The following is a 22,242-nucleotide window of genomic DNA, read 5'->3' as shown; positions in this document are numbered from 1 at the left end:
GTTGCTCTCTCGTTAGAAAAATGTGACAACCGTCACGAAGCATAGAACGTTCCACATGGACGATCTATGACATATAATCTTCACTTATTGATTATTCGTCCGGAGTTGCCGTCATGACCGTTCAGTCACCCGATTTAATCAGCGAGCTTCTGCGTGGGATGCGTCTTTCCGGGGTGACATATCGCCGAATTGAAACCCATGCCCCCTTTGGTGTGGCGTTTCACTATGAGCCCGGCAGAGCGCAGTTTCATTTTGTCAGCCAGGGTACGGCGCTGCTGCGCATGGAGAGTGGCGCGACGTTTGTGCTAAAAAGCGGGGACGCACTGTTTATCCCCAACGGGAATTCGCATGCGTTGCTCTCTGATGAAAAGGCTGACGTCACGCCGGTGTCGGCATTTCCAAGCGAAGCGATTTGCAATTCTGTGTGTGCGATCGGCGGTGAACCGTGTCCCGATACCGAAAACACGGTGATCTTCAGCGGATGCATGGATTTTGAGCTGGGCGGAATGCAGCCGCTGATCAAAGCGATGCCGGAAGTCATGATGGTGAGCCGCCTGATGTCGACCTGGCCGGAAATTCATCCGATTCTTGCGGCCATGGAACGTGAGTCGATGACTCGTCAGGTAGGGTTTGCCGGCATTCTGGCGCGACTGGCTGATGTGGTCGCGGCGCTCATTGTGCGTGGATGGGTTGAAGCCGGCTGCGGTAAAGCGACTGGCTGGGTGCAGGTACTGCGCGACCCGCGCTTGAGCCGAGCGATTTATGCGATGCATCAGCAGCCGGGCGTAAACTGGAGCGTTGCGGAGCTGGCAAAAGAGGCGGGCACCTCCCGCTCCGTTTTTGCCGAGCGTTTTCTCTCCGCGACCGGCACCACACCCGCGAAATATCTCAGCGAGTTGCGTATGCGTCTGGCTGTCCAGTACATCCGGCATGAGCATCAGGCGATTGAAACGGTGGCGCTACGTCTGGGTTACGGATCGCTGGCGGCGTTCAGCCGGGCATTTAAACGCATCGTGGGCCACGCACCGGGAGCGCTGCGGGAAATCGGCAAGATTTCTGAGGAGGTTTGATGGGGAGCGGTATTTGCAGCTAACGTGGCCGTCGTATCGATCGTTTCTACTGGGGGGATTGTAAGTATCCCAGTAAAGCGAACCATTCATTTTTAGAGATCTTCCGATATCATACAGAATGAAGAGCATAACGGCTGATGGTGTCGTTATGCTTTTGCCGTTTACATCATCACGGATAATCCAGATATTTCCCCCACCAACAATAACCCATCACGATAAATAAACTACGCCAAAATACGGATTTATTTTTTTATCTCTGCTGTTATTTTTGAAAATGTTTATAGCGACAATGTATGTCTGATGAATATCATTTTAATGAGGAGATAAAGATATGCCATCTGTTTATTATCGCGGAGATAATCGGGCCATTGGGGATATTCAGAATTTATTGAATCAAAAAACATAGGAGCAGACTTGCCTGAACGGCGAAATTTTACGCTTATCCATCACGTTGGAATAATTATCAAATGCAAATATTTAAAATCAAATAATGAAAAAATAAATATTTAGAGAAGTTACTGATATGAGGAATTATATTTCATATGTTAATTATTATGGTTGTGGGTACTAGCAGTTTGTGTGTTTTCCTAAAAAAGCTTTAAGACTGATTTGATTGTTATTCTAAATTTTTTTATGTGATATATTATCCGGCACGGAAAAGAGTTAATGATAAAAACTTAATGGATTAATATTAAAAAGTGTCTACTAATCAGATGAATGTTTCCTATGGAAATGATTTTTTTGTTATTAAATTGATGGACTTTTTATCAATCAATTTGACATTAATAGTCAGCGCTAGTCTATTTATGATGGGCGCTTTCGATGATGTGATTATGATTAGCCTGCTATTCTCAACCTCTTTTTTACTTATTGGAGAATATACTGGTCTATATCACCATGGCCTTAAAAATATGCAGCCTGGTGGGCAGCGAAGACTGTGGGGTTCCGCATTATTTTCGGTCATCTTTGTGGAGTTAGTCAGGAATTATGCCGGTACGCTGTACTCGCTGGGTCTATTGCATAAATTCGATAATGTATATTTTTCCGCAACGCTTTACTGGTATATTCTTTCGCTATGTAGCCTCTATATCACGCGTTTAATTACGTTTAAATTTACGACTAAAAAGCGGATCCGAATTGCTATTGTGGGATTAACACCCGGTGGGTTAGCGGCGGAAAAAGCATTGCTTAAAGAGTATGCCAACATGCAGTTAGAATTGGCTTTTTACGACGATCGTAGCCCATCCCGTTGTGGATATCTGTTTAAGAGCCAATTTAAAGGCAACGTGAGTAAGCTGGTTGAAGAGGCTAAAGCGGGCAGAGTGGATGAGATTTATATTGCGCTGCCAATGGTTGCGCTACAACGCATTCGTTATTTTCTGTCGATGATGTCCGATACGACGGTAGATACCTATATCATTCCCGATCTTTATTCCTACAGCTCATACGTATCGCAGTTTCGCTCCATCAATAACATTCAGACCATCAGTATTTTCAGATCGCCGTTTGATGGTATTGGCTCGGTGATTAAGCGCGTTGAGGATTTAGTGATTGGTGGCGTTATTACGCTGATGATTTCGCCATTGCTGCTGGTGATTGCTATTGGTATCAAACTGACGTCACGGGGGCCGGTGTTATTCAAGCAGGATCGTTATGGCCTGAGCGGCAATAAAATCAAAGTGTGGAAATTCCGCTCGATGCACGTGATGGAAAACGCCGGCGTCGTGACGCAGGCGACTAAAAACGATCCGCGTGTTACGCGTTTTGGCGCATTTTTACGCCGGACTTCGCTGGATGAACTGCCGCAATTTTTCAATGTATTGCAAGGGACGATGTCGATTATTGGCCCGCGTCCTCATGCCGTCGTGCATAACGAGCAGTATCGCCAGCTAGTCGAGAATTACATGATCCGCCATAAAGTGAAGCCTGGAATTTCAGGCTTGGCGCAGGTTAATGGTTATCGCGGCGAAGTGGATACCCTCGATAAAATGGAAAAACGAGTTCACTACGATATTGCCTATATTCAGAGTTGGTCCCTTTGGTTGGATATCAAAATTATCTTTAGAACCATTTTCAAAGGCTTTATCGGTGAAAATGCGTACTAAATTGGTCATCGCCGCTGGAATGATAATCCCCCTCCCATCTTGGGCCGACCTGATGCCGAAATCGCATATCGGTGTCGCCGGTATTGATTTTCAAAGCCAGGTGGGTCTGGACTATGGGCATGAGAATAACGTGACCTATCAGGCTGATGATCAGAATGCGGTGAGTTCTCATTTTCAGAGCCTCAGGCCAATGATTAAGGCCATTGGCGCGCGTTATCAGGATCAATATCTGTTGATGTATTCCGGTGATTATCGTCGTTACGACAGCGATCCGGCGGATAATTACACCGACCATTTCTTTCGCTTTAATGGCGCATGGCGCTACGGGTTGAGGCATGGATTAACGCTCAGTCTCGAGGAGGCGCTTGGGCACGAAGTGCGTGGGCGCGGTATTACCGAAGGTTTTCGACCACAACAGTTCAGCGATTTCGGTATTCATTCGCCGTTGAGTACTGCGCTTTTCAACAGTGAATTGCGTTATAGCTATGGCGCGCTGAAAGGGCGCGGTAAAGCCGACGTCGCGCTGCTGTTTAGAAAACTGCGGTTAGGCCGCACGGAGGATATTAAAAATACCGATATTGATTTTTATAACTATGTTCTTGGGCAGGAATGGTACGAGAACGGTTTGATCGCCGAATTATCTGACCAATACTCGTCGGCAACGCGCTTTCGCTACCGTTTTATTGGTAATCAGCGACGTTATGAAATCGATTCGCAAAAAGATAATGATGAATACTATCTGGAATTCGGCATTAAATCGCAACTTACGGGAAAAACCGGTATTGATGCCAATGTGTCCTGGCTATACAAGACATTCGATAATAACCCGAATTCCAGGCGTTTTAGCGGGATAAACTGGGATATTCAGACGGAGTGGAAACCACTTAAACAATCCGTTTTTACCGCACATACGTCGCAGCATATCAAAGACCCGTCAGAAATCGGCGGCTATATCCTGGTTTCTAAATACGGCATCTCTTATCAGCACTTTTGGCTCGTCGATCGTTTCTCCACCACGTTTGACTATTCATACCTGACGGACGTTTACAAGAATTACCCGCGAGATCGTAAAGACAGAAACAGGGTGTTCACATTCGCCATGAGTTATAACTTCAGGCCCTCTATTAACGTTGAATTAAAGTATCAACTGAACACGCTACGTTCCAATCAAGATAGCGATTCTTTCTTTATTGGCTCTAACGGCGATCGCCAGGTCGTCAGAATGCTGGGCCGTGATAACGCTCTGATTATGTTTACGGCTAAGGTACAGATCTAACGTGAAAATAATAAAACTGTGCATTTTTCTGTCCCTCAGCGTCTGGCTAGCGGGATGCTCCCCGCCGAGCCAGCGGCAAATGGACAAACCTGAAAGTGAAACCACCGGTTATCAGTTAGATGAAGGCGATGCTGTAAATATTCTGGTGTACGGCGAGCCGGAGATGACGATGAAGTTCATGCTGGATAAAAGCGGCGCGATTACCTTCCCCTACATTGGCCAACTGGTGTTGAAAGGGAAAACACCAGAGCAGGTGGGCGAGGAGTTGGCTAATCGCCTACGCGGCGACTATCTGCAAAATCCGATGGTGACGGTCAGCATCGCCGAGTTCCGGAAATTCTATATCACTGGTGAAGTGGAGAAACCGAACGGGTATGCCTACGAGCCGGGCTTAACCGTTGAAAAAGCGTTGGCGCTGGCCGGCGGATTTACCGATCGCGCAGACCGCAAGGATGTGGGTATTCGTCTATCGAATAGCAATCAACTGATTGAAAATGTTGATGTAAGACGTGTGGTTCATCCTGGCGATACCGTGATTGTTGGTATGAGCTTTTTCTGACCATGAGTCTATCTATCGTGGAAAATGGCAGAAAACTGGAAAGCATCATCGATTTCTCCAGATTTGCCCAAGAGATCAAACAGAACGGCTGGAAGATCATGCTGGCCGGCCTGATTGTGGCGGTAGTGGCTTACCCGCTGATTGGCATGATCACGCCCAAATATGTGTCGACCGCAACGGTACTGCTTAAAGCACAGCAGGATAACGTTTCGCCTTTGCCGCAGGTCGATGGTTATGATTCCACCCGTAGCGGCTATTACGAAACCCAGTATGCATTGATGCAGTCGCGTATTGTGCTGGAACAAGCCGTGCGGGACATCAAGCTGGACCAAAATCCAGCGTTTAACGGCGATATAAACAAAAATGCGGATAACCGTGGCGATGAGCAACAGCGGGTCGATCACGCACTGGATTCGATAGTGGCAAACCTCACTATCACTGGCGTTCGCACCACGCATCTCGCCACTATCTCATACGAATCGGCGTCGCCTGAGCTGGCGGCCGACATCGCTAACGGTGCGGCGCAGGCATTTATTGACTATACGGCCAGGCAAAAGCACCTCAAGACACTGAAAGCCAAAACATTGAACCAAAAACAGATGGAAGAGGTGTGGCAGCAAGTCGTCGAGCAACAGGCCGTTATCGACCAATTTCTGAAGAAAGAAGGGCTGCTGACTTTCCGCGGCGTGGATGGCTTCGAAACTGAACAACTGGGGATCGTCACCAACAAGTTAGCGGATGCCACCCAACATCGCATCAGGGCGGAAACGAACTACAACAGCGTGCGTTTGAACGTGGGTACGTCGCTGGAAAACATCATTTCTCTGCCTGATATTTCTAATCATGCCCAAATTCAGGATTTGCGCATTGCGCTGATTCAGGCTCGGCGTTCTTTATACGAGTTACGGAAACGCTACGGGCTGAAGCATACCAAAATTTTAGAAGCCGAAGCCCAGGTTCAGGCGATTGAAGAGCAGACCCACACCGTGTTACTCGAACTGGAAGCGGGGCTGAATAAGCAGTATCAGGCGGCGTTGAGGGATGAAAAATATTATCAGCAACTGCTGGAGAAACAGAAAGCGGATTTCCAAACGCTAGCGTCTAAACGTGATGAATACAATAACCTGATCACCGCGTTGGATAAAACAAAAGAGCTGTATAAGGCGCTCTATCAGCGCACCAAAGAGCAGACGCTGGCAGGTAACTATTTAGAGCCGGACGCGGTACTTTACGACCCTGCCGTGCCGGCGGACCACCCGTCGAAACCCAATAAAGTGATGCTGCTGGTGATGGTTGTCATGCTAACCCTGATTTTCTCGGTGGTTTACTTCATCGTGAGAGCCGCGCTGGATAATTCAATCAACAGTATCAGCCAGATGAAAAAGCGCCTGAATGTGGCGCCGGTGGGGGAAATTCGCATCTTCGCCAGTGGCGTGAAGCGCTCACAGGTTGTGCGTTTGATAACCAAAGCGCCGCTGTACGTCGATATTGTCCACAGCATGCGAACCCACATTTTGTTATCGCATCCATCCTGCCAGGCCATTGCCATCAGCTCGGCAGAGCATGGCGAAGGGCGATCGTTGCTGGCGCATTTGCTGGCGACATCTTTCAGCGCTGACCAAAAAACGTTGCTTATCGACCTGGATTTCTTTAACGACGGCGGGCTGACGCAAGACCTGGCGCTCCCTTCCGCTATCGGTGTGGCGGAACTGCTGCAAGGGCAGTCACCGTTGGATGCCGCACTGGTGACAATCAGTGAAAATTTAAGCTTCCTGCCGCGTGGCAACGCCTTGATGTCTTCTTTACTGATGCTGTCGTCCGAACATGTCGTGACGTTGATGGCAGAGCTGAGAACACGCTATCAGAGAATAATCGTTGATGTGGCAGCAGTGAATCAAACGCAGGATAGTCAACTCATTAGCCGGGTAATCGACGGGGTGGTTTTTGTGCTGAAAGCCGGCGAGTGGCGTACGGGTGATGTGCTTAATGCCATTGAGAACGTTAAACACCACCGCGCGGTGCTGATTGGCGCGGTAATGAATCGGGTTGCGGATAAAAACCTCGAAACCAAAGAGGGGATACGTTCCCTGAACCATCGTATGAATGCGCTAATCGACAGTACTGGTCACCTGTGAGTTTATGAAAAAGATGAGTTTACTAAAAAGCATTTCTACCATTGCGGGTTCATCGGTGGTTTCACAACTGATTGGCGCGCTGTCTATCTGGCTGATTTCGCATAAATACAACATGGCCGAGGTGGGGATCTACGCGCTGAGTTACAGCATCGTGTTGGTGGGGGCGCAGGTCTGTACCTTTGCATCGCAACTGCTGATTCCGAAACAGCAAGACAGTGAACTGGCGCAAAGTGTGGTGTTCAGCACACTGCAAAGCCTGCTTACCGCTGTGCCCTATGCGATGTTGACCGCTTGGCTGTTTCAGCGAAATGTGTTCTTTCTCTATCTGCTCACGCTGTCCTATGCGCTGGTGCTGATCTCGGAGAATTTGTCGCTGCGCGAGGGTAACTACCGTTTTCTGGCCTTTCAGCGACTCGCCGTCTCGGTGGTGGTCGTGCTTTCGCTGGTGTTCACTTCACATACCACCGCGTTTTATTGGTCCTGGGCCTGCGCCATGATGGTGCTGATTAGCGGATGTATTCTGTTCTCGTTCAATATTCACACCATTACGTTTGGACATTTTAGTCCGCAACGTAATAGGGCTTTCTTTCATCAGCATGCTCATCATCTCACCCGCGTTGGCAGCGCCGAAGTGCTGGCGATGGTTAATAGTAATTTGCCGGTTATGCTGATTAATTTTTGGTTTTCCGCGTTGACAGCGGGGTATTTCTCGGTGGTGAGCCGTTTTTGTTTGTCTCCGGTGGTGATCATCGGCAATGCAGTGCGTCATTCTATTTTTTCAACCTGGTCTACCGATTTCAGAAATAAACGTTTCAACTATGATGAGTTCAAAAAAGTCCGACTGGTATTATTGATGTCGGGAGTGATCTGCACTCTAGGGGTATTTATTTTCTATCCGTTGGTGATGCATCTTTTTTTTAGCGAGGAATGGATTAACTCCATTCCAACCTCTCGCTATATGTTGCCTTATTTATTTCCGGCGCTGGCGGTGTGTCCGCTGACGGTGATCGAACTAATATTTGGCTCTCATCGCTATTTTTTGCGTATTCAATTAGAGCAGTTGAGTGTGGTATTAATCGCATTTGTGATTGTGCCTTATTTTTATAATCACTATGCCACATCAATGATTCTTTTTTCTGTGCTGACATTTGTACGCTACGCGTTTATTTATCTCAAAGTAAACAAACGTGCTAATGGGCTGAAAAATATGATGACAGAATCATGAGCTTGAATACCGGGCTCTACCTACAGGTTTATGTTGTTATCACGCTGGTATTCTGCGGACTGACGCAGTATTTCACCGGTTTTCTGGCGGTGCTGTGGTTACCATTTATTTTGGCGCTGAACATGGTGGGGTTGCTGATTATGCAGACTCGCTACGATAGATTGCATTTGGATACGCAGGAATTGATGGTTCTCACGCTTTACCTCTCTTTTCTGGCGATGGCGGGATTATCAACCCTGTTACAGGGCGGAATAACCGTCACTATCGTTGGGTTTAAAAACGAGGTTGCATTGTCGCTGATGATGTTTTGCCTGCTGCTGGGATTTTGCCGCGAATCACAGATTTATCGCGTGACCCGCAGTTTGTATTGGGTGTTCTACGCGCAGTTCCCAGTGGTGATTTATCAGGTGTTGTTTGTTTTGCCGCGGCGGGTAGCATTGCGGGGAGAAGACGAAAAATGGGACTCGGTAGTCGGCACTTTCGGCGGCGACCCGATGGGTGGAGGAAATACCGCGGCGATGGGGTTGTTCTGCCTGTTGATTATGCTGCTGAAAGTCTCGGAATTTAAACATGGTTTGACGTCGTTTAAATCCACGGCGCTGCATATCGTTTTGGGATTTAGCTTGTGTATCCTGGGGGAAGTGAAATTTGTGATCCTGATTTCACCGTTATTACTGGTCTGGGTTTGGTTAATGCCGAGCTACATCAAAGGCATGAATAGCATAAACCTGAAAGCAATTTTGCTGATTTTCACTGGCATGGCGTTACTGATTACCGTAGCGATTACCATTTTGGCCTCGGGTTACTCCTCGGCGTTTGGTGGCGACCCGACGAAAAGCGCGATGAGCGTATTTCTGGATTCATTGAATTATATTTTTGATACCAGCTACATTATGGAATCCGGTGAGCTTGGGCGTCTTACTACGCTATTTTTCTGGCTGAAAAATCACGATATGTGGGGGATCTCCGGTACGTTGTTTGGCTATGGATTAAATGCGACAAATAGCGGCAGCGCTGTCTCTCCCGGTTTTTTGAATATTATCTATAACCTGATCATCGATTCAACCTCATTAAGTGTGCTGCTATGGGAAGTCGGCGTGGTTGGAACGCTATTTTTCATCGGGTTAATTATTTATATCTTAGTCATTACGCAGCCAAAGCCGGGACTAGATCGTAATAAATTAGACCAACAGGACCTGAAATTGCTGAGTTTTTCTCCGGCCTTTAACGTTTTTGTGGTTGGGTGTCTGTTGAGTCTACCTTATAGCCAGATCCTGATGATTATTCCCATGCTGCAATTCCTATTTTATTTATCTTTGGGCTCAAGTCTGGTGATTCGCCATTCTGTCCGCCGTTATATCGGAAAACTGTATGAGTGATAAACCTTTTATTTCAGTGAGTATTAAGACATTCAATGAGTCGGAATGCATCGAAAAAACCATCGACAGTATTCGTCGCCATATTGTGGATTACCCCCATAAAATCATTGTTGCCGATAGCTTATCAACCGACAACACTCAGCAGCTTGCCAGCGCCAAAGGCATTACCGTGGTGTCGCTGACTGAACCGTCCGAACGCTGCTGCGGTGTGGGGCATCAGCTTGGTTACCTGTACAGTCAGGGGGATTATTTGCTGCTAATGGACGGCGATATGGAGCTGGAAGATGGCTTTATTGAGCAGGGCATCGCATTTTTAACCGCACACCCTGATTACGCTGGCGTGGCTGGAACGGTAGAGATGGATGGCGCGGCGAACTATGAGTTTACATCACGTAAACAGCGCCTTCATAAAATATATCCGTTGGGCGACTGCGGTCATTTAGGTGGTGGGGGTTTATACCGCCGCTCGGCAATTGAAAAAATAGGTTATCTCACCAACCGCAGCTTGCATGGTTATGAAGAGGCTGAATTAGGCATTCGTCTGCGCTATGCCCACTATAAATTACATCGGCTTAATGTGCCTTATTTCCGTCACACGTCGTACACCATGCCAACATATAAAATGCTGCAATATCGTTGGCGGAACGGTTTTCTCTGGGCACCGGGCGAGCTTTTACGCAGCGCATGGGGGATGCCTTATTTCCGTGAGGCATTGCATATCGTTAAAAACGAGGCAGTTTTTGCGGTTTATCTGCTGGTGCTGTTGATGAGTTTATTGACGTTTAACGCCACTGTTATTGGTGCTGCGTTGCTGCCGTTACTCGCTTTTGTGGCATTAAAAACGATTAAGAACCGTTCACTACTGAACGGGGTGCAGAGTGTGATGAACCTGGCTGTGTTTTCTGCGGGATTGATAAAAGGGTTAACCAGACCCGTGCGCGACCCTATGACACCACCAAGCAGCAAGGTTATTCATGAATAGGCAGGTATGATGAAAGTTTTATTGGTCAATAAATTTTTCTATATTAAGGGCGGCGCTGAAACGGTTTATTTTCAAGAGATTGATATGTTGAAAAAGGCTGGCGTTGACGTTATCGCTTTCTCTATGCAGCATGAAAATAACTTCCCGTCAGACTACGCGCCCTATTTTGTCGGTAATGTGGATTATCATCAAAACAGCAGTGCGATTGGGGCAATTAAAACCGCGGTTAACTTTATTCATAATGCTGAGGCATGTAAGAAATTGCTGGTTTTATTGCGTAAAGAAAAGCCGGATATTGTTCATTTTCACAATATCTACCACCAGCTCACGCCGTCGTTGATTAAAATTGCCCGTCAATTTGGGTGTAAAACCGTGTTAACGGCTCATGACTACAAGATTATCTGCCCTTCGTACACCATGCTGCGCGATGGCAAAGTCTGTGACGCTTGTTTAACCGGTTCGGTATTTAACGCTTTTAAATATCGGTGCCAGCAAGGTTCTGCATCGAAAAGTCTGCTGCTTTCGTTAGAAGGTGCCTGGCAGAATATTGCCAAAAACTATCAGGCGCTGGATGTGATCGTTTCGCCCAGCGAATTTCTGCGTAACCAATTAATGCGCAAGCTGCCGAATGTTCGTATTGACGTGATTGTGAACGGCATTAATGACAGCCTGCCGGAGGAGGATGTTAAAGACGACGGTTATTTGCTGTTTATTGGTCGCCTGAGTCGGGAGAAAGGCGTTGCTACGCTTGCCAGGGCGCATCAGAAAATGCGGAATAAAATTCCGTTAAAAATTGCGGGCAGCGGGCCGCTGTATAACGATTTGGTCGCGCAATTTCCGCATGCGGAATTCCTGGGTTATAAACAGCAGGGCGAAGAACTTAACCGGCTGATTAAATACGCACGCGCGGTGGTGGTTCCTTCCGAATACTATGAAAACTGTTCAATGTCGGTACTGGAGTCGATGGCATTCGCTAAACCGGTGGTAGGCGGGCGTATTGGCGGTATACCTGAACAAATTCGCGATAAGATAGACGGCATTTTATTCGAACCCGGCAATGTGCAGGCATTAGCCGATGTGCTGGATGACCTGACGTTGAATCCGCAAAAAGCCAGAGAAATGGGATTAAATGCGCGCCAACGTCTTCGCGAAAAATATTCATTACGTAAACACACAGAATCTCTATTAGCGCTTTATCGGGAAATATTAATCGAAAAATAATATGACTACGAAAATTACCGTTCTGGGAACACGTGGTATTCCAAACGTGTTGGGTGGTGTGGAAACACATTGCCAAAATTTATATCCGACGATTAAACAGCAATTCGACGTGGATATTTGTGTTCTCGCACGTTCACCTTATGTCAATTATAAAAAATCACAATATCGAGGCGTGATGACTCGCGCTTTACTGTCGCCGAAAAAGCGTTCATTAGAGGCTATTGTTCATTCGGTGCTGGCGGCATTTATCACCTGCTTTGATCAGTCCACGGTGGTGCATGTTCACGCTATTGGTCCGGGCCTGGTGGTGCCGCTTTTACGTTTGCTGGGTAAAAAAGTGGTTTTTACTCATCATGGCCCAGACTATGACCGCCATAAATGGGGATTCCTGGCAAAGAAGATTTTAATGCTGGGTGAAAAGGTCGCAGTGAAATATGCCAATGAAGTGATTGTGATCTCCGAAGTGATTAATAATATGATCAAGCAGAAATATGGACGCGATGATGCCCATCTTATCTATAACGGTGTGAATCTACCCCAGCGACTCACTGCGGACGTTATCAATCAAGTATTGGCGCGTTTTTCTCTTCAGCCACAACACTATTTGGTTGCGGTTGGCCGCTTCGTGGAAGAAAAAGGCCTGCATGATCTTATCGCGGCCTATCGGCAATCGGGTGTCTCGATGCCACTGGTTTTGGTTGGCGATGCCGATCACCCCACTGCGTATAGCATGCGATTAAAACAGTTAGCCCATGAAACCCCGAATGTGATTCTGACCGGATTTTTAACCGGCCAGGAACTACAAACTGTTTTCTCACAGGCTAAACTCTTTGTGATGTCGTCATATCATGAAGGGTTACCCATTGCGTTGCTGGAGGCCATGTCATTCTCATTGCCTGCCGTGGTCAGCAATATTCCAGCCAATCTGGAGGTGAAATTAGCGCCAGAAACTTATTTCAATGTAGGAGATGTGGCGGATTTATCCGAAAAAATCACGCTGCGCTCTAAATCGTTATCTGTTGATTACTCTGAATATTTACAAAGGTATAATTGGCAACAAATCGCAGAACAAACGATGGCCGTTTACACCGCAGTAAATAAATCAATAGGTTAATAGTGAATGAATCGAATAAACGCCCGTTAGTCATTGAGCGCTTCTATGAAGCCCTTGATGGAAAAACCGATACAGAACTGACCTCGGAACAGCGGCTGGCCGTTGAGCAGGCGGTGTTGTCGATTACGGCATCTTCAATGCATTGGGTCGACGTGCGTAAGAGTTTCCCTTTTTTTAACAAGCGCTATTACTTCGTTTTTTTGTTCGGTCTGGATCACCGCAAGCGTCCACGCAAAGAGTCAACGCTATCTCGCATACTGCTGACTGCGTTGATCCTGTTTACTGGCTTTTCCTGCATGCTTGCGGCGCTATTGATGCTTTACATGATTAAGTCTGCCTTGGGTATTGATATTTTCCCACATTTCCACTTAGGAATTTGGGATTGGTGGCTCAGCCTGAAGGATCACTGACCTCCGGTTTCTGCTGATGTGGAAATAAGGAGTCATAAGTGCATTGTAAAATTATCGCTGTAGGAGGTTTGCTATTTTCTGTATTGGGTGTGGCCGATGGCGTGATGACGACCGTCACCCCCAGAGGGCTAACTGGCCCGCTAACGAATCCAGGTACTGGCGTCGCCAGCTTTAACAAGGGTAATGGTACAACGTTGTCGCTGGCTGATTATCCCGACACCGGCATTGAATATGATCGTTTGTACTGGAATGAACTCGAACCAGCAGAAGGCCAATATAATTTTCAAGCCGTGGACGCTATTTTCGAACTGGCTAGCCAGCATCAACCGCCGATGAACGTGGGGTTGCGCTTTATGGCGCTTGATGAGCCTGCCAGTGGTTCGAAGATTCCTGACTGGCTGATCCAAAAAGGCATCAAGGGCGAATGGACGCCGGACAAAAAAACCTTTGTGCCGGATCTGGACGACCCGGTGTTTATCGAATATAGCCAGCGTTTGCTTAATGCTTTTGGGCTGCGCTATGACGGTAATTCGAATTTGGCTTATATCGATATTGGGTTGGTGGGGTCATGGGGCGAGTGGCACAACACCAATTTCTCGACCATTACGCCGCTGATTGAACGCTACACATCAGCCCAGTTGGATAAGTACGTTGAAATGTATTTTGCCGCGTTTCCCAACAGCCCAAAGATTATGCTCATTAACGGCGGCGACACGTTGGCCAGCGCAGTGAAGCAAGGTGCTGGATGGCGCGCGGATTGCTGGGGAGACTGGCATAATTTTTCGACCACATGGAGCCACATGCAAGATGATTACCCGCAGCGACTGCAAAACGCGGAGGCGCTTTATCCAAATTTTAGCTCTGCGTGGCAACGTGCGCCGGTGAGTTTGGAAATCTGTGGTCATATGTCGGAGTGGCAGAGCGTGCAGCACTATACTCGTGCGCAAGTGCAGGTGGCCTTTGACTGGGCGCTGGCACAGCATGCTAGCACCATTAATCTGAAATCGCGCAGCGTGCCGACGGAATATCGGGACATTGTGGATAACGCGCTGACCAAACTCGGCTATCGTTTTCGCCTGGCCTCGTTAACTCATGAGTCTGAACTGGCACAAGGGCAGAGCCTGACGTTAAACCAGCAGTGGTTTAACGACGGCGTAGCGCCCATTTATCTGAAATATGATGTGGCCTATCGTGTGGTGAATGATGCCAACACCGTAATGAGCATGGGAAAAATGGCTGATGACATCCGCACTTGGTTGCCAGGACAGCATACCTTCGTCTACCAATTGGCGATGCCGGAAGCGCTGCCAGCCGGGCAGTATAATATTGAAATGGCGATGCTGGACGCAAAGGGAGTATCGCGAATTAATCTCGCCAACGAGGGCAAGCAAGCTGACGGTTGGTATCGAATTTCCACGGTAACGGTGCGCTGAGCACGGAATTAAGAATAGATATTCATATGCTGAAAAATATCGGCCATGTATGGTGTGAAATAAAAGCGGCGGGCAGTATTAAAGCTAAACTAGTCATACTGCTGTTTCGCCTTTCAACCATTTACCAGTCATCAAATGCGCTGCTGAAAATTATCAGCGTTCCTTTTGTTGTCCTGAATAAAGTGATTAATGAGTGGCTGTTCTGTGTGGAAATTCCGCACAGAACTCAAATCGGTTTTGGGCTGAAAATATATCATCCGCACTGTATTGTGGTGAATTCCGATGTAATCATCGGGGCGAACTGTACATTACGGCAGGGAGTCACCATTGGTAGCGTGATAAACCGTGAAGGTCATGTCACCAAAAGCCCTGTGCTGGGTAATCAGGTGGAGCTTGGTGCCAATGCCATTCTGCTAGGCGACATTACATTAGGTGATAACGTAAAAGTCGGCGCCGGAACCGTGGTAACAAAAAGCCTTGCTGCCGGAAAAGTGGTCGTGGGGTATGGAACCAGAGAATTGAATTGAGAGTGTATGCTCATTTCTATGCGAATGTCATGTGACAGCGGGTTGCCATTCTTGCTGTCTACTAAAATGATGGGCCACATACGATAAAGAAATACTCGGTTCGTTCCTTCGGTCGCAATTTCCTGCGACATCGATAAGTCGTAATGACATTAGCGTTACGTTATCTATATGATTAATATACAAAGCGTGTGCCAGAGGATAACATCATGCCAGCGACGAACAGCGTTTCTGCGAAATGCGAAACATTGAGTTTACGCATCAAGCCTGACGAACGCGATCTGATAGATCGTGCAGCGAAGGTCAGAGGAAAAAATCTCACTGATTTTGTACTTGATGCTGCCCGCGCTGCCGCAGAGGAAGTGTTGATTGATCAGCGCATCATCATGGCAGATCCAGACGCTTATCAGGAATTCCTCGCCCGCTTGGATCAGGTTCCCTCACCGAATGCTGCATTGCGTAAAACCATGCAAACGCCCGCTCCGTGGGAACAGAAAAAATGATCTCCACTTCAGAGCTTATCTAGGTCAAACATGCATTATCCTCATTCTGTTGTGGCGTGGAGTCTAACTACTATGATGTCAATGTGCTGGCGTATTACAGATCAACAATGAATTACACGATCACCAGTTCCTGTTTTCATCCGCAAAGGAACCATTCTGCGCGATAAATTGGGCGACGTCTTCGATCCCTTCGCGGTTTTCCTTCTTCCACTCCTCAGCCTTGATACGGCGGGCTTCTCTGTCAATGGCATAATTCACCAGACCAGAAATAGGTACCCCGGTAGCATTGGGAATCTGATTATCGTTTTTGTCCACGGCCATGCTAATGCGGTGTTTCATTGCCGTGCTCCTCTTTAACCAAGCGCTTTATATTTTGCAGGGATCTTAGCAATAATGCTGGCGGGGTCTAGAGAAAGTAAACGGGCGATATGGATGAATTCTACGATGTCTAATCTTCTTTCCCCGTTCTCAACTTTGGCGATAAACGATTGGGGACGATCCAGCGCGAGCGCGAGATTTCCCTGCGTGATCCCTTTGGCAATGCGTGCTTCACGTAATACCTTGATAACGATTTGATATTCATCAGAGTAAACAGAAGTCATCGATTCAACCCCATAGATAATTTCTTAACAAGACATTAGCCCAAAGGCGAAAGGTTAATTGCTTGTGCATTGGGAAAGCAGCCGGAGGATATCTGGCCGTCACGCTATCAGAGTATGAGCCCGAATCATGGGGAAGGGGAGGCGGGATAGCACGCTCGTAGAGAACCGAACCCAGTTCAGAACCCTATACCACTAATTTAAAAAAACCAGCCGTTAGGCTGGTTTTTTTAAATTAGTGGTGCCCAGACTCGGACAAACGCCGGAGGCGTTGAACAGCGCGCTTGTCGCGCTGGCCCTGAAAGGGTGAGCCGCTTGCGGCGAATAATCGAACGGAGTTCGATGGAGAGTCCACACGCCAGCAACGAAAAACCCCCGCCAAAGGCGAGGGTTAAGAATTAGTGGTGCCCGGACTCGGGAGCATTCAGCTTTCTATTAAACTGAAATCTAGCATAAATTTTAATCGTGCCAGTTGTCAAGACCCATAGATTGACCTGTATTTTCATAGATAGATCAGAATGATGGGATACATGCGATAAAGAAATATCAGGTTCGTTCCTTGGGTTCGATTCCCCATGGTATCTGCAAACTGTATAATTACTCTCCAGAGGGAACTGCGAGAGATAACATTATGTCGGCAGCAAAAAACGTTTCTGCTAAACGCGTGGCATTAAATTTACGTACCGAGCCCGATGAACAAGCCGTTACTGAAGTGGTGTTGATCGATCTGCAGATTATCATGGCAGGTCCAGATGCTTATCAGGAATTCCTTGCTCATTTGGATCAGCCTCCTGCACCAAATGCCGCGCTTTGCAAAACCATTTAACCACTACAAAACTCCTGAGGGGCTTAATCAATTCGCTCACTTGCCAGAAAGAGTCCTTTATCTGCCAGTTGGGGAACAATTTGTGACGGGAGAAGGCTGATATAGTCGCCTGTGTGCTCACCAAATCCCGTTTCGGTTAATGCGATTCGTAACCGTGATCCTAGCGCCACCGCCTTTCACTGCAAAGCGCGTTTTTGCTGACCACTAGTCTATTATTTTCTCTTCCCTGGGTACTGGTTTTCTCTCCGCTTTAGCCTTGTTACGCCAGTTATAGAAGGGGCTTCTAGTAAGTGCGCTGATTTACATTCTACTGAAATTCACCTCACGATCTCTTCTTATCTTTCATCAGAATTTGCGACGAGCAGCCATCCTAACAGAAGAGGTGACACAGATCACAATCATGGATATGCATAAGAATTTCTTTTCATTTAATTCTGTAACTTGTGCTAATGCTTTATTTTTTCTTATGTTTTTTAAATTGGTTTTTAATTTATTTATTTGAAAATACTTATGTTAATAATTGTTTTTATACGGATATTGTCTTTTTTATGAAAAAAATCGCTATTATAGGAAGTTCATTTGAATTCCCATCGGTTAGAAATGATAATGATTTGTGGGAGGGGTTAGTAAATAAACGCTGTTTTTTCCATAACGCTTCCTGCCCCGGAGATGAATACGTCAAGGCTTGGGGGGGTGGAAAATCTGAAAGGTTTTGATTATCACTTCTTTGGTTACTCTTATCATGAAGCCAGCAAAATGGACCCGCAGCACCGACATCTGCTGCAACATTGCTGGTGGGCAATGGAAAATGCTGGCTATATGAACAGGGAATCGTTACCGGTTACGGCGGTATTCGCCTCGGCCAGTGAGAACCATTATCTGTTGCAAAATCTGGCAGGTGAATTGCAGGCCGGAACGGAAAATGAGGCCTTACTGGGTAACCTTCCAGACTTCCTGGCAACCCGCATTGCTTGGAAACTTGGCACGACAGGACCGGCATTTTCCGTACAATGTGGATGCAGTTCTGGACTGGCTGCTCTCCATCAGGCCCGTGTTGCTTTATTAACAGGACAGGCCGAGATGGCACTGGTGGGAGCCGTGTCACTGGCAGCTCCTCACTGTGAGGGATACGATTATCTGGCTGGTGGAATACGGTCTGTAGATGGCAAGATCCGTGTTTTTGATCGTGATGCCAGCGGTACCGTCTTCACGAATGGTGTTGCCGCTCTGGTTCTCAAACCTCTGCATAAAGCACTTGAAGATGGCGATAACATTTTAGGTGTGCTGGAAAGTAGTGCACTGAATAACGATGGAGCGGATAAAGCAGGCTTTACCGCACCCTCTGTATCCGGTCAGCGTCGTGTTATTCAGCGGGCAATGAAAATAAGCAATATTGCGCCTGAAGACATTGCTTTATATGAAGCGCACGGAACAGGTACCCGATTAGGCGATCCTGTTGAATTTGCAGCGCTTCGGGAAGCATGGCCCACGGAATCAGTTGCGGAACCTACCTGCGCATTGCAATCTGTAAAGGCTAACCTGGGACACTTGGATACCGTAAGTGGCCTTGCTGGCATCATTAAAGCTTGCCTTGTGTTGAAGCATCGTCAGCTTCCCCCACAACTGAATTTCGAGCATCTTAATCCACATATTACGCTAGAAGACTCGCCTTTCTTTATTAACACCGAACCTCGGGTACTGGCAGAAAATGCTCGTTACGCCTGCATTAGCGCCTTGGGCATTGGTGGCACAAATGCCCATGTCATTTTGAGTGGGGCACCTGTGTTGACGGCATCCTCTGCTTTATCTTCTTCGCCACATCTCTTTTTACTTTCGGCACCTAGCCAAAAAGCGTTGGGCAGGGTTCGGAACCGCTGGGCAGGGTGGCAGGGAGATGACCGTGCTATTGAAAAGGCAGCGGCGATGACCCGATTCGGAAGAACCGCCTTTCCTGTACGTCAGAGTGTTATTGCACACAGCATTGAGGAATTGAAAGCGGGTGTGAAAAATGCGGGAAGCGGCGTTACTGTTCCGGACACTATGCCTTCCATCGTAATGATGTTTACCGGACAGGGTTCGCAGTATGCAGGTATGGGGAAACAGTTATACGAATCTTCGACTTACTTTCGCGAGAGGCTAGATGAAAAATTAGCCATTCTGCATCAGTTGTCGGGTAAAGATTATCGCGCGATATTATTCGAACTGCAGCATGAAATTCATATGCCTGAACATACCCAGCCCGGACTTTTAGCGCTGGAGGTTGCTTTGGCTGAATATTTAAGCCATTGCGGTATCAGGGCAGACCTGATGCTGGGCCACAGTCTTGGCGAATATTCGGCAATGGTTGCAGCAAAGGCAATGAGCTTTCGGGATGCAGCAAGCTTGGTTGTTGTAAGGGCACAGTTGATCCAACAGACAGCGCCTGGCGCTATGTGCAGCATCATGGCTGGCGCAGAGTTGTTGCCCTCACTTTTGCACGGGACAGAAGTGGATATTGCCGCGCTCAACAGTGACACGTTAAGTGTTGTTTCCGGCAGCGAAAATGAACTCTCCCGGGTTATGACCCGTGCTCAGCAGGTAGGAGTTTTTTGTCAACCTTTAAAAGTTAAGCGTGCGTTTCACTCCCGACTACTTGAGCCGATTTTGCCTGCGTTTCGTGAGGCTCTTCAGAACGCATCTTTTTCAGCCACACAGATACCGGTGATATCAACACTTACTGGACAGATTGAACCCTTTGCACACATCAGTCAGGCGGATTACTGGGTACGTCAGATGCGTGAACCGGTCGCCTTTGCTGCGGCGGTCAGGAGGGCTGCTGTCACGGACAAGGCGGTCTGCTTTATTGAAGTAGGTCCCGGACATACGCTGAAAGCACTGGCTTCTCAGAATACGCATCATCCCTGTATTAACGTCTTACCGCATCCGGCAGAGTCAGAGCAGGCAGATAAGGTATTGATGACAGCTTTTGGTCGGTTGTGGGAGCAGGGGATAAACATTCAGTGGCAGAACATTCATGACCGTCGGCCAGTACCTGCTATACCTGTGCCACCCGGCTATCCCTTTGAGTTAACTGAGTGCTGGACTGAAAAACAGCGTACTGAACGGCTGACTCTGAACAGTTATCAGCCCTGCTGGGTGCCGCTAACTTGGCCGGAAAGGGGGACGGAAAGTACGGGTGAATGGTTATTCATAACGGATGGTTCCTCTGCTACAGCCGGAATGGCTGACATGTTATGCAGCCGACTGACCCGTCAAGGTGCCAGAACGCGCATCATTTCGTTTGAGGCAGAGTCCTGCCACAAGATGATGAAGGAGGCTCCTGACAATATCTTACTGTTATTACATCCTGAGACCTTTCGCCGGGAAACCTTCAAACCATTGCTGATCTTATTGGAGATGGTAAGAAACTGGCGGGGACAGGGGGCTCGTTGCCTGCGGATCATTACCCAGTCTGCCGTCGATTTGCTGGCGTCCCCTTGCCCTGCACTGGCAGCCTTGACTTCTGCTGTCAAGTCACTCAACCAGGAGTACCCTGCCTTGACGACCCGTTTGATTGATACAGACGGGCAGAATGAGGTGCTACTGGCACATGAAGTGACTGCCCGGTGGCCTGTCGTGGTCGCTCTGCGAGATGCTGATCGGTTTGGTGAAGGATTTCTCGCTGCACCGCTAACGGAAAAAAGCAGTGGTGAAATAACACCGCTCCGTTCCGTAGTCATCCTAGGCGGTGGTGGGCAGGTGGGGCTCCAGTATGCCAAGGTCTTTCTTGAAAACAGTCAGGCACATGTCTGTCTGCTACAGCGTAGCTCGCTCGAGAGCCTAAGAGAGCAGGGTGTTAAGGCAGGTATGCAACGCGCTGACCGGATTGATGCATTGATGTAACGGTGGCTGGGACGTCTGACGCTGGGGGAAGCAGATGTGCAGTCAGTCTCCTCGTTGATGACCGCATGCCAGAAAGCCAGAGCGGATATGGGGAGTCTGGACGTACTTATTCATACAGCTGGTATCGATGCATCTATGCATTATCAGCTAATCCGCGATGTGGACGCACCATTCTGCGAGCTGAGCTTTGCGGCAAAAAGCCAAGGGTTGAACAACATGGCAGAAGTTGCCTCTTCGCTTGAGGTACCGCATTGCCATGTCATTTCATCAATTTCATCTGCGCTTGGCGGTATCGGTATGTATATCTACGGAGCCATGCATGCCTGGCTCGATGCTGCCGTTGCCGAGCTTCGTCGGCATCACCCTTCGCGCTGGACACTGCTGAATTGGGAAGCATGGGAATTTGGAAATGACGAAGACGTGCCTGAGCATTTCCGTCAGGGAGCATTCGGCTCTGAACTTAATCGCTATGCAATGCAGCCAGCTCAGGGACGCCGGTTTCTCTGGCAATGTTGGCAGGATCTGCAGGGGCAGCGAATCATTTCCAGTGTTGACTTTCAACAGCGTTATCGGGAATGGGTCGAAAGCCATCACGAAACGGCGAGTTCTGTAGATGATGCATCGGCACAAAAAGCCCCTCGTCCTGACATGAAGAGCGAATATCAGCCTCCCCAAACGACTGCCGAAGAAAAAATTGTTGCGGTCTGGGAATCATTACTTGGTCTGCATGGAATAGGTATTGACGACAATTTCTTTGAATTGGGCGGGCATTCATTACTGGCTTTAAGAATGACCGGGCAAGTGAATCAGTCTGTCAACGCCTCTATGTCCATGGTGGATATTTTTCAATATCCCACTGTCCGCAAACTGGCTGCCAGTATTACCGGCAACATAAGTTTCGACACGGCCCGTGCCGATGCTGCCCAACGAGCTCAAAGGCGTCGCCAGAGCCAGAACAGCAAACGCGCTTAATTCACGTTTTATCCCTTTTTAACGGAA

At 47.8% G+C, this 22,242-nt stretch carries 19 protein-coding genes and 1 pseudogene; 18 read left to right on the top strand and 2 right to left on the bottom strand.

The window, feature by feature from the left end; translation table 11 throughout:
- The first annotated feature begins 113 nt into the window (after positions 1-113).
- The 14 genes from LOZ86_RS17490 (at position 114) to LOZ86_RS17425 (ending at position 15,936) form a co-directional block, all read left to right on the top strand.
- Positions 114-1,070: an AraC family transcriptional regulator gene (locus tag LOZ86_RS17490; protein ID WP_039483754.1), complete on the top strand. Its 957-nt coding sequence runs from the start codon at positions 114-116 to the stop codon at positions 1,068-1,070.
- A 713-nt stretch (positions 1,071-1,783) separates the two neighbouring features.
- Positions 1,784-3,175, top strand: coding sequence for an undecaprenyl-phosphate glucose phosphotransferase (locus LOZ86_RS17485; RefSeq protein WP_039483755.1), 1,392 nt, complete (start codon positions 1,784-1,786; stop codon positions 3,173-3,175).
- Positions 3,165-4,451 carry an outer membrane beta-barrel protein gene (locus LOZ86_RS17480; RefSeq protein ID WP_039483756.1) on the top strand — a complete coding sequence of 429 codons (1,287 nt, stop codon included), beginning with the start codon at positions 3,165-3,167 and terminating at the stop codon, positions 4,449-4,451. Before LOZ86_RS17485 ends, LOZ86_RS17480 begins: the two co-directional genes overlap by 11 nt.
- Before the next feature lies 1 nt (position 4,452).
- The gene (locus tag LOZ86_RS17475) at positions 4,453-5,010 is read left to right on the top strand and encodes a polysaccharide biosynthesis/export family protein (protein WP_029368636.1); all 558 of its coding nucleotides are present in this window, start codon (positions 4,453-4,455) and stop codon (positions 5,008-5,010) included.
- A 2-nt stretch (positions 5,011-5,012) separates the two neighbouring features.
- Entirely contained in the window at positions 5,013-7,145 is a 2,133-nt protein-coding gene (locus tag LOZ86_RS17470) for a GumC family protein (protein ID WP_039483758.1), read from the top strand.
- Between the two features lie 13 nt (positions 7,146-7,158).
- On the top strand, positions 7,159-8,370 hold the full coding sequence (locus tag LOZ86_RS17465; RefSeq protein WP_039483759.1) for a lipopolysaccharide biosynthesis protein: 1,212 nt from the start codon (positions 7,159-7,161) through the stop codon (positions 8,368-8,370).
- The gene (locus LOZ86_RS17460; protein ID WP_039513017.1) at positions 8,367-9,749 is read left to right on the top strand and encodes a hypothetical protein; all 1,383 of its coding nucleotides are present in this window, start codon (positions 8,367-8,369) and stop codon (positions 9,747-9,749) included. The genes LOZ86_RS17465 and LOZ86_RS17460 overlap by 4 nt, the downstream gene beginning before the upstream one ends.
- On the top strand, positions 9,742-10,731 hold the full coding sequence (locus LOZ86_RS17455; RefSeq protein WP_039513016.1) for a glycosyltransferase family 2 protein: 990 nt from the start codon (positions 9,742-9,744) through the stop codon (positions 10,729-10,731). Before LOZ86_RS17460 ends, LOZ86_RS17455 begins: the two co-directional genes overlap by 8 nt.
- A 9-nt stretch (positions 10,732-10,740) precedes the next feature.
- Complete coding sequence (locus LOZ86_RS17450) at positions 10,741-11,952, top strand: glycosyltransferase family 4 protein (protein WP_039483939.1); 1,212 nt, start codon at positions 10,741-10,743, stop codon at positions 11,950-11,952.
- A gap of 1 nt (position 11,953) precedes the next feature.
- Positions 11,954-13,066 (top strand): glycosyltransferase family 4 protein, encoded by a 1,113-nt coding sequence (locus tag LOZ86_RS17445; protein WP_039483765.1) that lies wholly within the window; start codon positions 11,954-11,956, stop codon positions 13,064-13,066.
- Positions 13,067-13,068: 2 nt separating this feature from the next.
- Positions 13,069-13,476, top strand: a complete 408-nt coding sequence (locus tag LOZ86_RS17440) for a hypothetical protein (protein WP_039483767.1) — start codon at positions 13,069-13,071, stop codon at positions 13,474-13,476.
- Positions 13,477-13,514: 38 nt separating this feature from the next.
- Complete coding sequence (locus LOZ86_RS17435) at positions 13,515-14,909, top strand: DUF4832 domain-containing protein (protein WP_039483769.1); 1,395 nt, start codon at positions 13,515-13,517, stop codon at positions 14,907-14,909.
- A 26-nt stretch (positions 14,910-14,935) separates the two neighbouring features.
- Entirely contained in the window at positions 14,936-15,436 is a 501-nt protein-coding gene (locus tag LOZ86_RS17430; protein WP_039461785.1) for a serine acetyltransferase, read from the top strand.
- Positions 15,437-15,642: 206 nt separating this feature from the next.
- The gene (locus LOZ86_RS17425) at positions 15,643-15,936 is read left to right on the top strand and encodes a type II toxin-antitoxin system TacA family antitoxin (protein WP_039483771.1); all 294 of its coding nucleotides are present in this window, start codon (positions 15,643-15,645) and stop codon (positions 15,934-15,936) included.
- Positions 15,937-16,056: 120 nt separating this feature from the next.
- Here the strand turns inward: LOZ86_RS17425 and ccdA are convergent, their stop codons facing one another.
- Together ccdA and LOZ86_RS17415 are read right to left on the bottom strand one after the other, a co-directional pair.
- Positions 16,057-16,275, bottom strand: coding sequence for a type II toxin-antitoxin system antitoxin CcdA (gene ccdA / locus LOZ86_RS17420; protein WP_039483773.1), 219 nt, complete (start codon positions 16,273-16,275; stop codon positions 16,057-16,059).
- Positions 16,276-16,289: 14 nt separating this feature from the next.
- Positions 16,290-16,538 carry a helix-turn-helix domain-containing protein gene (locus tag LOZ86_RS17415; protein WP_039483776.1) on the bottom strand — a complete coding sequence of 83 codons (249 nt, stop codon included), beginning with the start codon at positions 16,536-16,538 and terminating at the stop codon, positions 16,290-16,292.
- A gap of 18 nt (positions 16,539-16,556) precedes the next feature.
- Between LOZ86_RS17415 and LOZ86_RS17410 the strand changes: the two are divergent.
- The 4 genes and pseudogenes from LOZ86_RS17410 to LOZ86_RS17395 form a co-directional block, all read left to right on the top strand.
- Positions 16,557-16,688 (top strand): annotated as a pseudogene (locus LOZ86_RS17410) (helix-turn-helix domain-containing protein); the annotation flags it as partial.
- A 478-nt stretch (positions 16,689-17,166) separates the two neighbouring features.
- On the top strand, positions 17,167-17,361 hold the full coding sequence (locus LOZ86_RS17405) for a type II toxin -antitoxin system TacA 1-like antitoxin (RefSeq protein WP_039483778.1): 195 nt from the start codon (positions 17,167-17,169) through the stop codon (positions 17,359-17,361).
- Between the two features lie 693 nt (positions 17,362-18,054).
- A complete protein-coding gene (locus LOZ86_RS17400; protein WP_230242524.1) occupies positions 18,055-21,243 on the top strand; it encodes a type I polyketide synthase in 3,189 nt (1,062 codons plus the stop codon).
- Positions 21,244-21,279: 36 nt separating this feature from the next.
- Entirely contained in the window at positions 21,280-22,215 is a 936-nt protein-coding gene (locus LOZ86_RS17395; RefSeq protein WP_225969798.1) for a phosphopantetheine-binding protein, read from the top strand.
- The last annotated feature ends 27 nt before the right edge of the window (positions 22,216-22,242 follow it).

Source organism: Pectobacterium parvum, from assembly GCF_020971565.1.
In the GTDB taxonomy this organism is placed as follows: Bacteria; Pseudomonadota; Gammaproteobacteria; order Enterobacterales; family Enterobacteriaceae; genus Pectobacterium; species Pectobacterium polare.
The sequence above is the reverse complement of the archived record's forward strand: the minus strand, read 5'-3'. Positions and strand labels throughout refer to the sequence as shown.

Coding starts and splice junctions, on each gene's coding strand:
- LOZ86_RS17490 (WP_039483754.1), top strand. CDS start 114: ATGACCGTTCAGTCACCCGATTTAATCAGCGAGCTTCTGCGTGGGATG.
- LOZ86_RS17485 (WP_039483755.1), top strand. CDS start 1,784: ATGAATGTTTCCTATGGAAATGATTTTTTTGTTATTAAATTGATGGAC.
- LOZ86_RS17480 (WP_039483756.1), top strand. CDS start 3,165: ATGCGTACTAAATTGGTCATCGCCGCTGGAATGATAATCCCCCTCCCA.
- LOZ86_RS17470 (WP_039483758.1), top strand. CDS start 5,013: ATGAGTCTATCTATCGTGGAAAATGGCAGAAAACTGGAAAGCATCATC.
- LOZ86_RS17465 (WP_039483759.1), top strand. CDS start 7,159: ATGAGTTTACTAAAAAGCATTTCTACCATTGCGGGTTCATCGGTGGTT.
- LOZ86_RS17460 (WP_039513017.1), top strand. CDS start 8,367: ATGAGCTTGAATACCGGGCTCTACCTACAGGTTTATGTTGTTATCACG.
- LOZ86_RS17455 (WP_039513016.1), top strand. CDS start 9,742: ATGAGTGATAAACCTTTTATTTCAGTGAGTATTAAGACATTCAATGAG.
- LOZ86_RS17450 (WP_039483939.1), top strand. CDS start 10,741: ATGAAAGTTTTATTGGTCAATAAATTTTTCTATATTAAGGGCGGCGCT.
- LOZ86_RS17445 (WP_039483765.1), top strand. CDS start 11,954: ATGACTACGAAAATTACCGTTCTGGGAACACGTGGTATTCCAAACGTG.
- LOZ86_RS17430 (WP_039461785.1), top strand. CDS start 14,936: ATGCTGAAAAATATCGGCCATGTATGGTGTGAAATAAAAGCGGCGGGC.
- LOZ86_RS17425 (WP_039483771.1), top strand. CDS start 15,643: ATGCCAGCGACGAACAGCGTTTCTGCGAAATGCGAAACATTGAGTTTA.
- ccdA (WP_039483773.1), bottom strand. CDS start 16,275: ATGAAACACCGCATTAGCATGGCCGTGGACAAAAACGATAATCAGATT.
- LOZ86_RS17415 (WP_039483776.1), bottom strand. CDS start 16,538: ATGACTTCTGTTTACTCTGATGAATATCAAATCGTTATCAAGGTATTA.
- LOZ86_RS17405 (WP_039483778.1), top strand. CDS start 17,167: ATGTCGGCAGCAAAAAACGTTTCTGCTAAACGCGTGGCATTAAATTTA.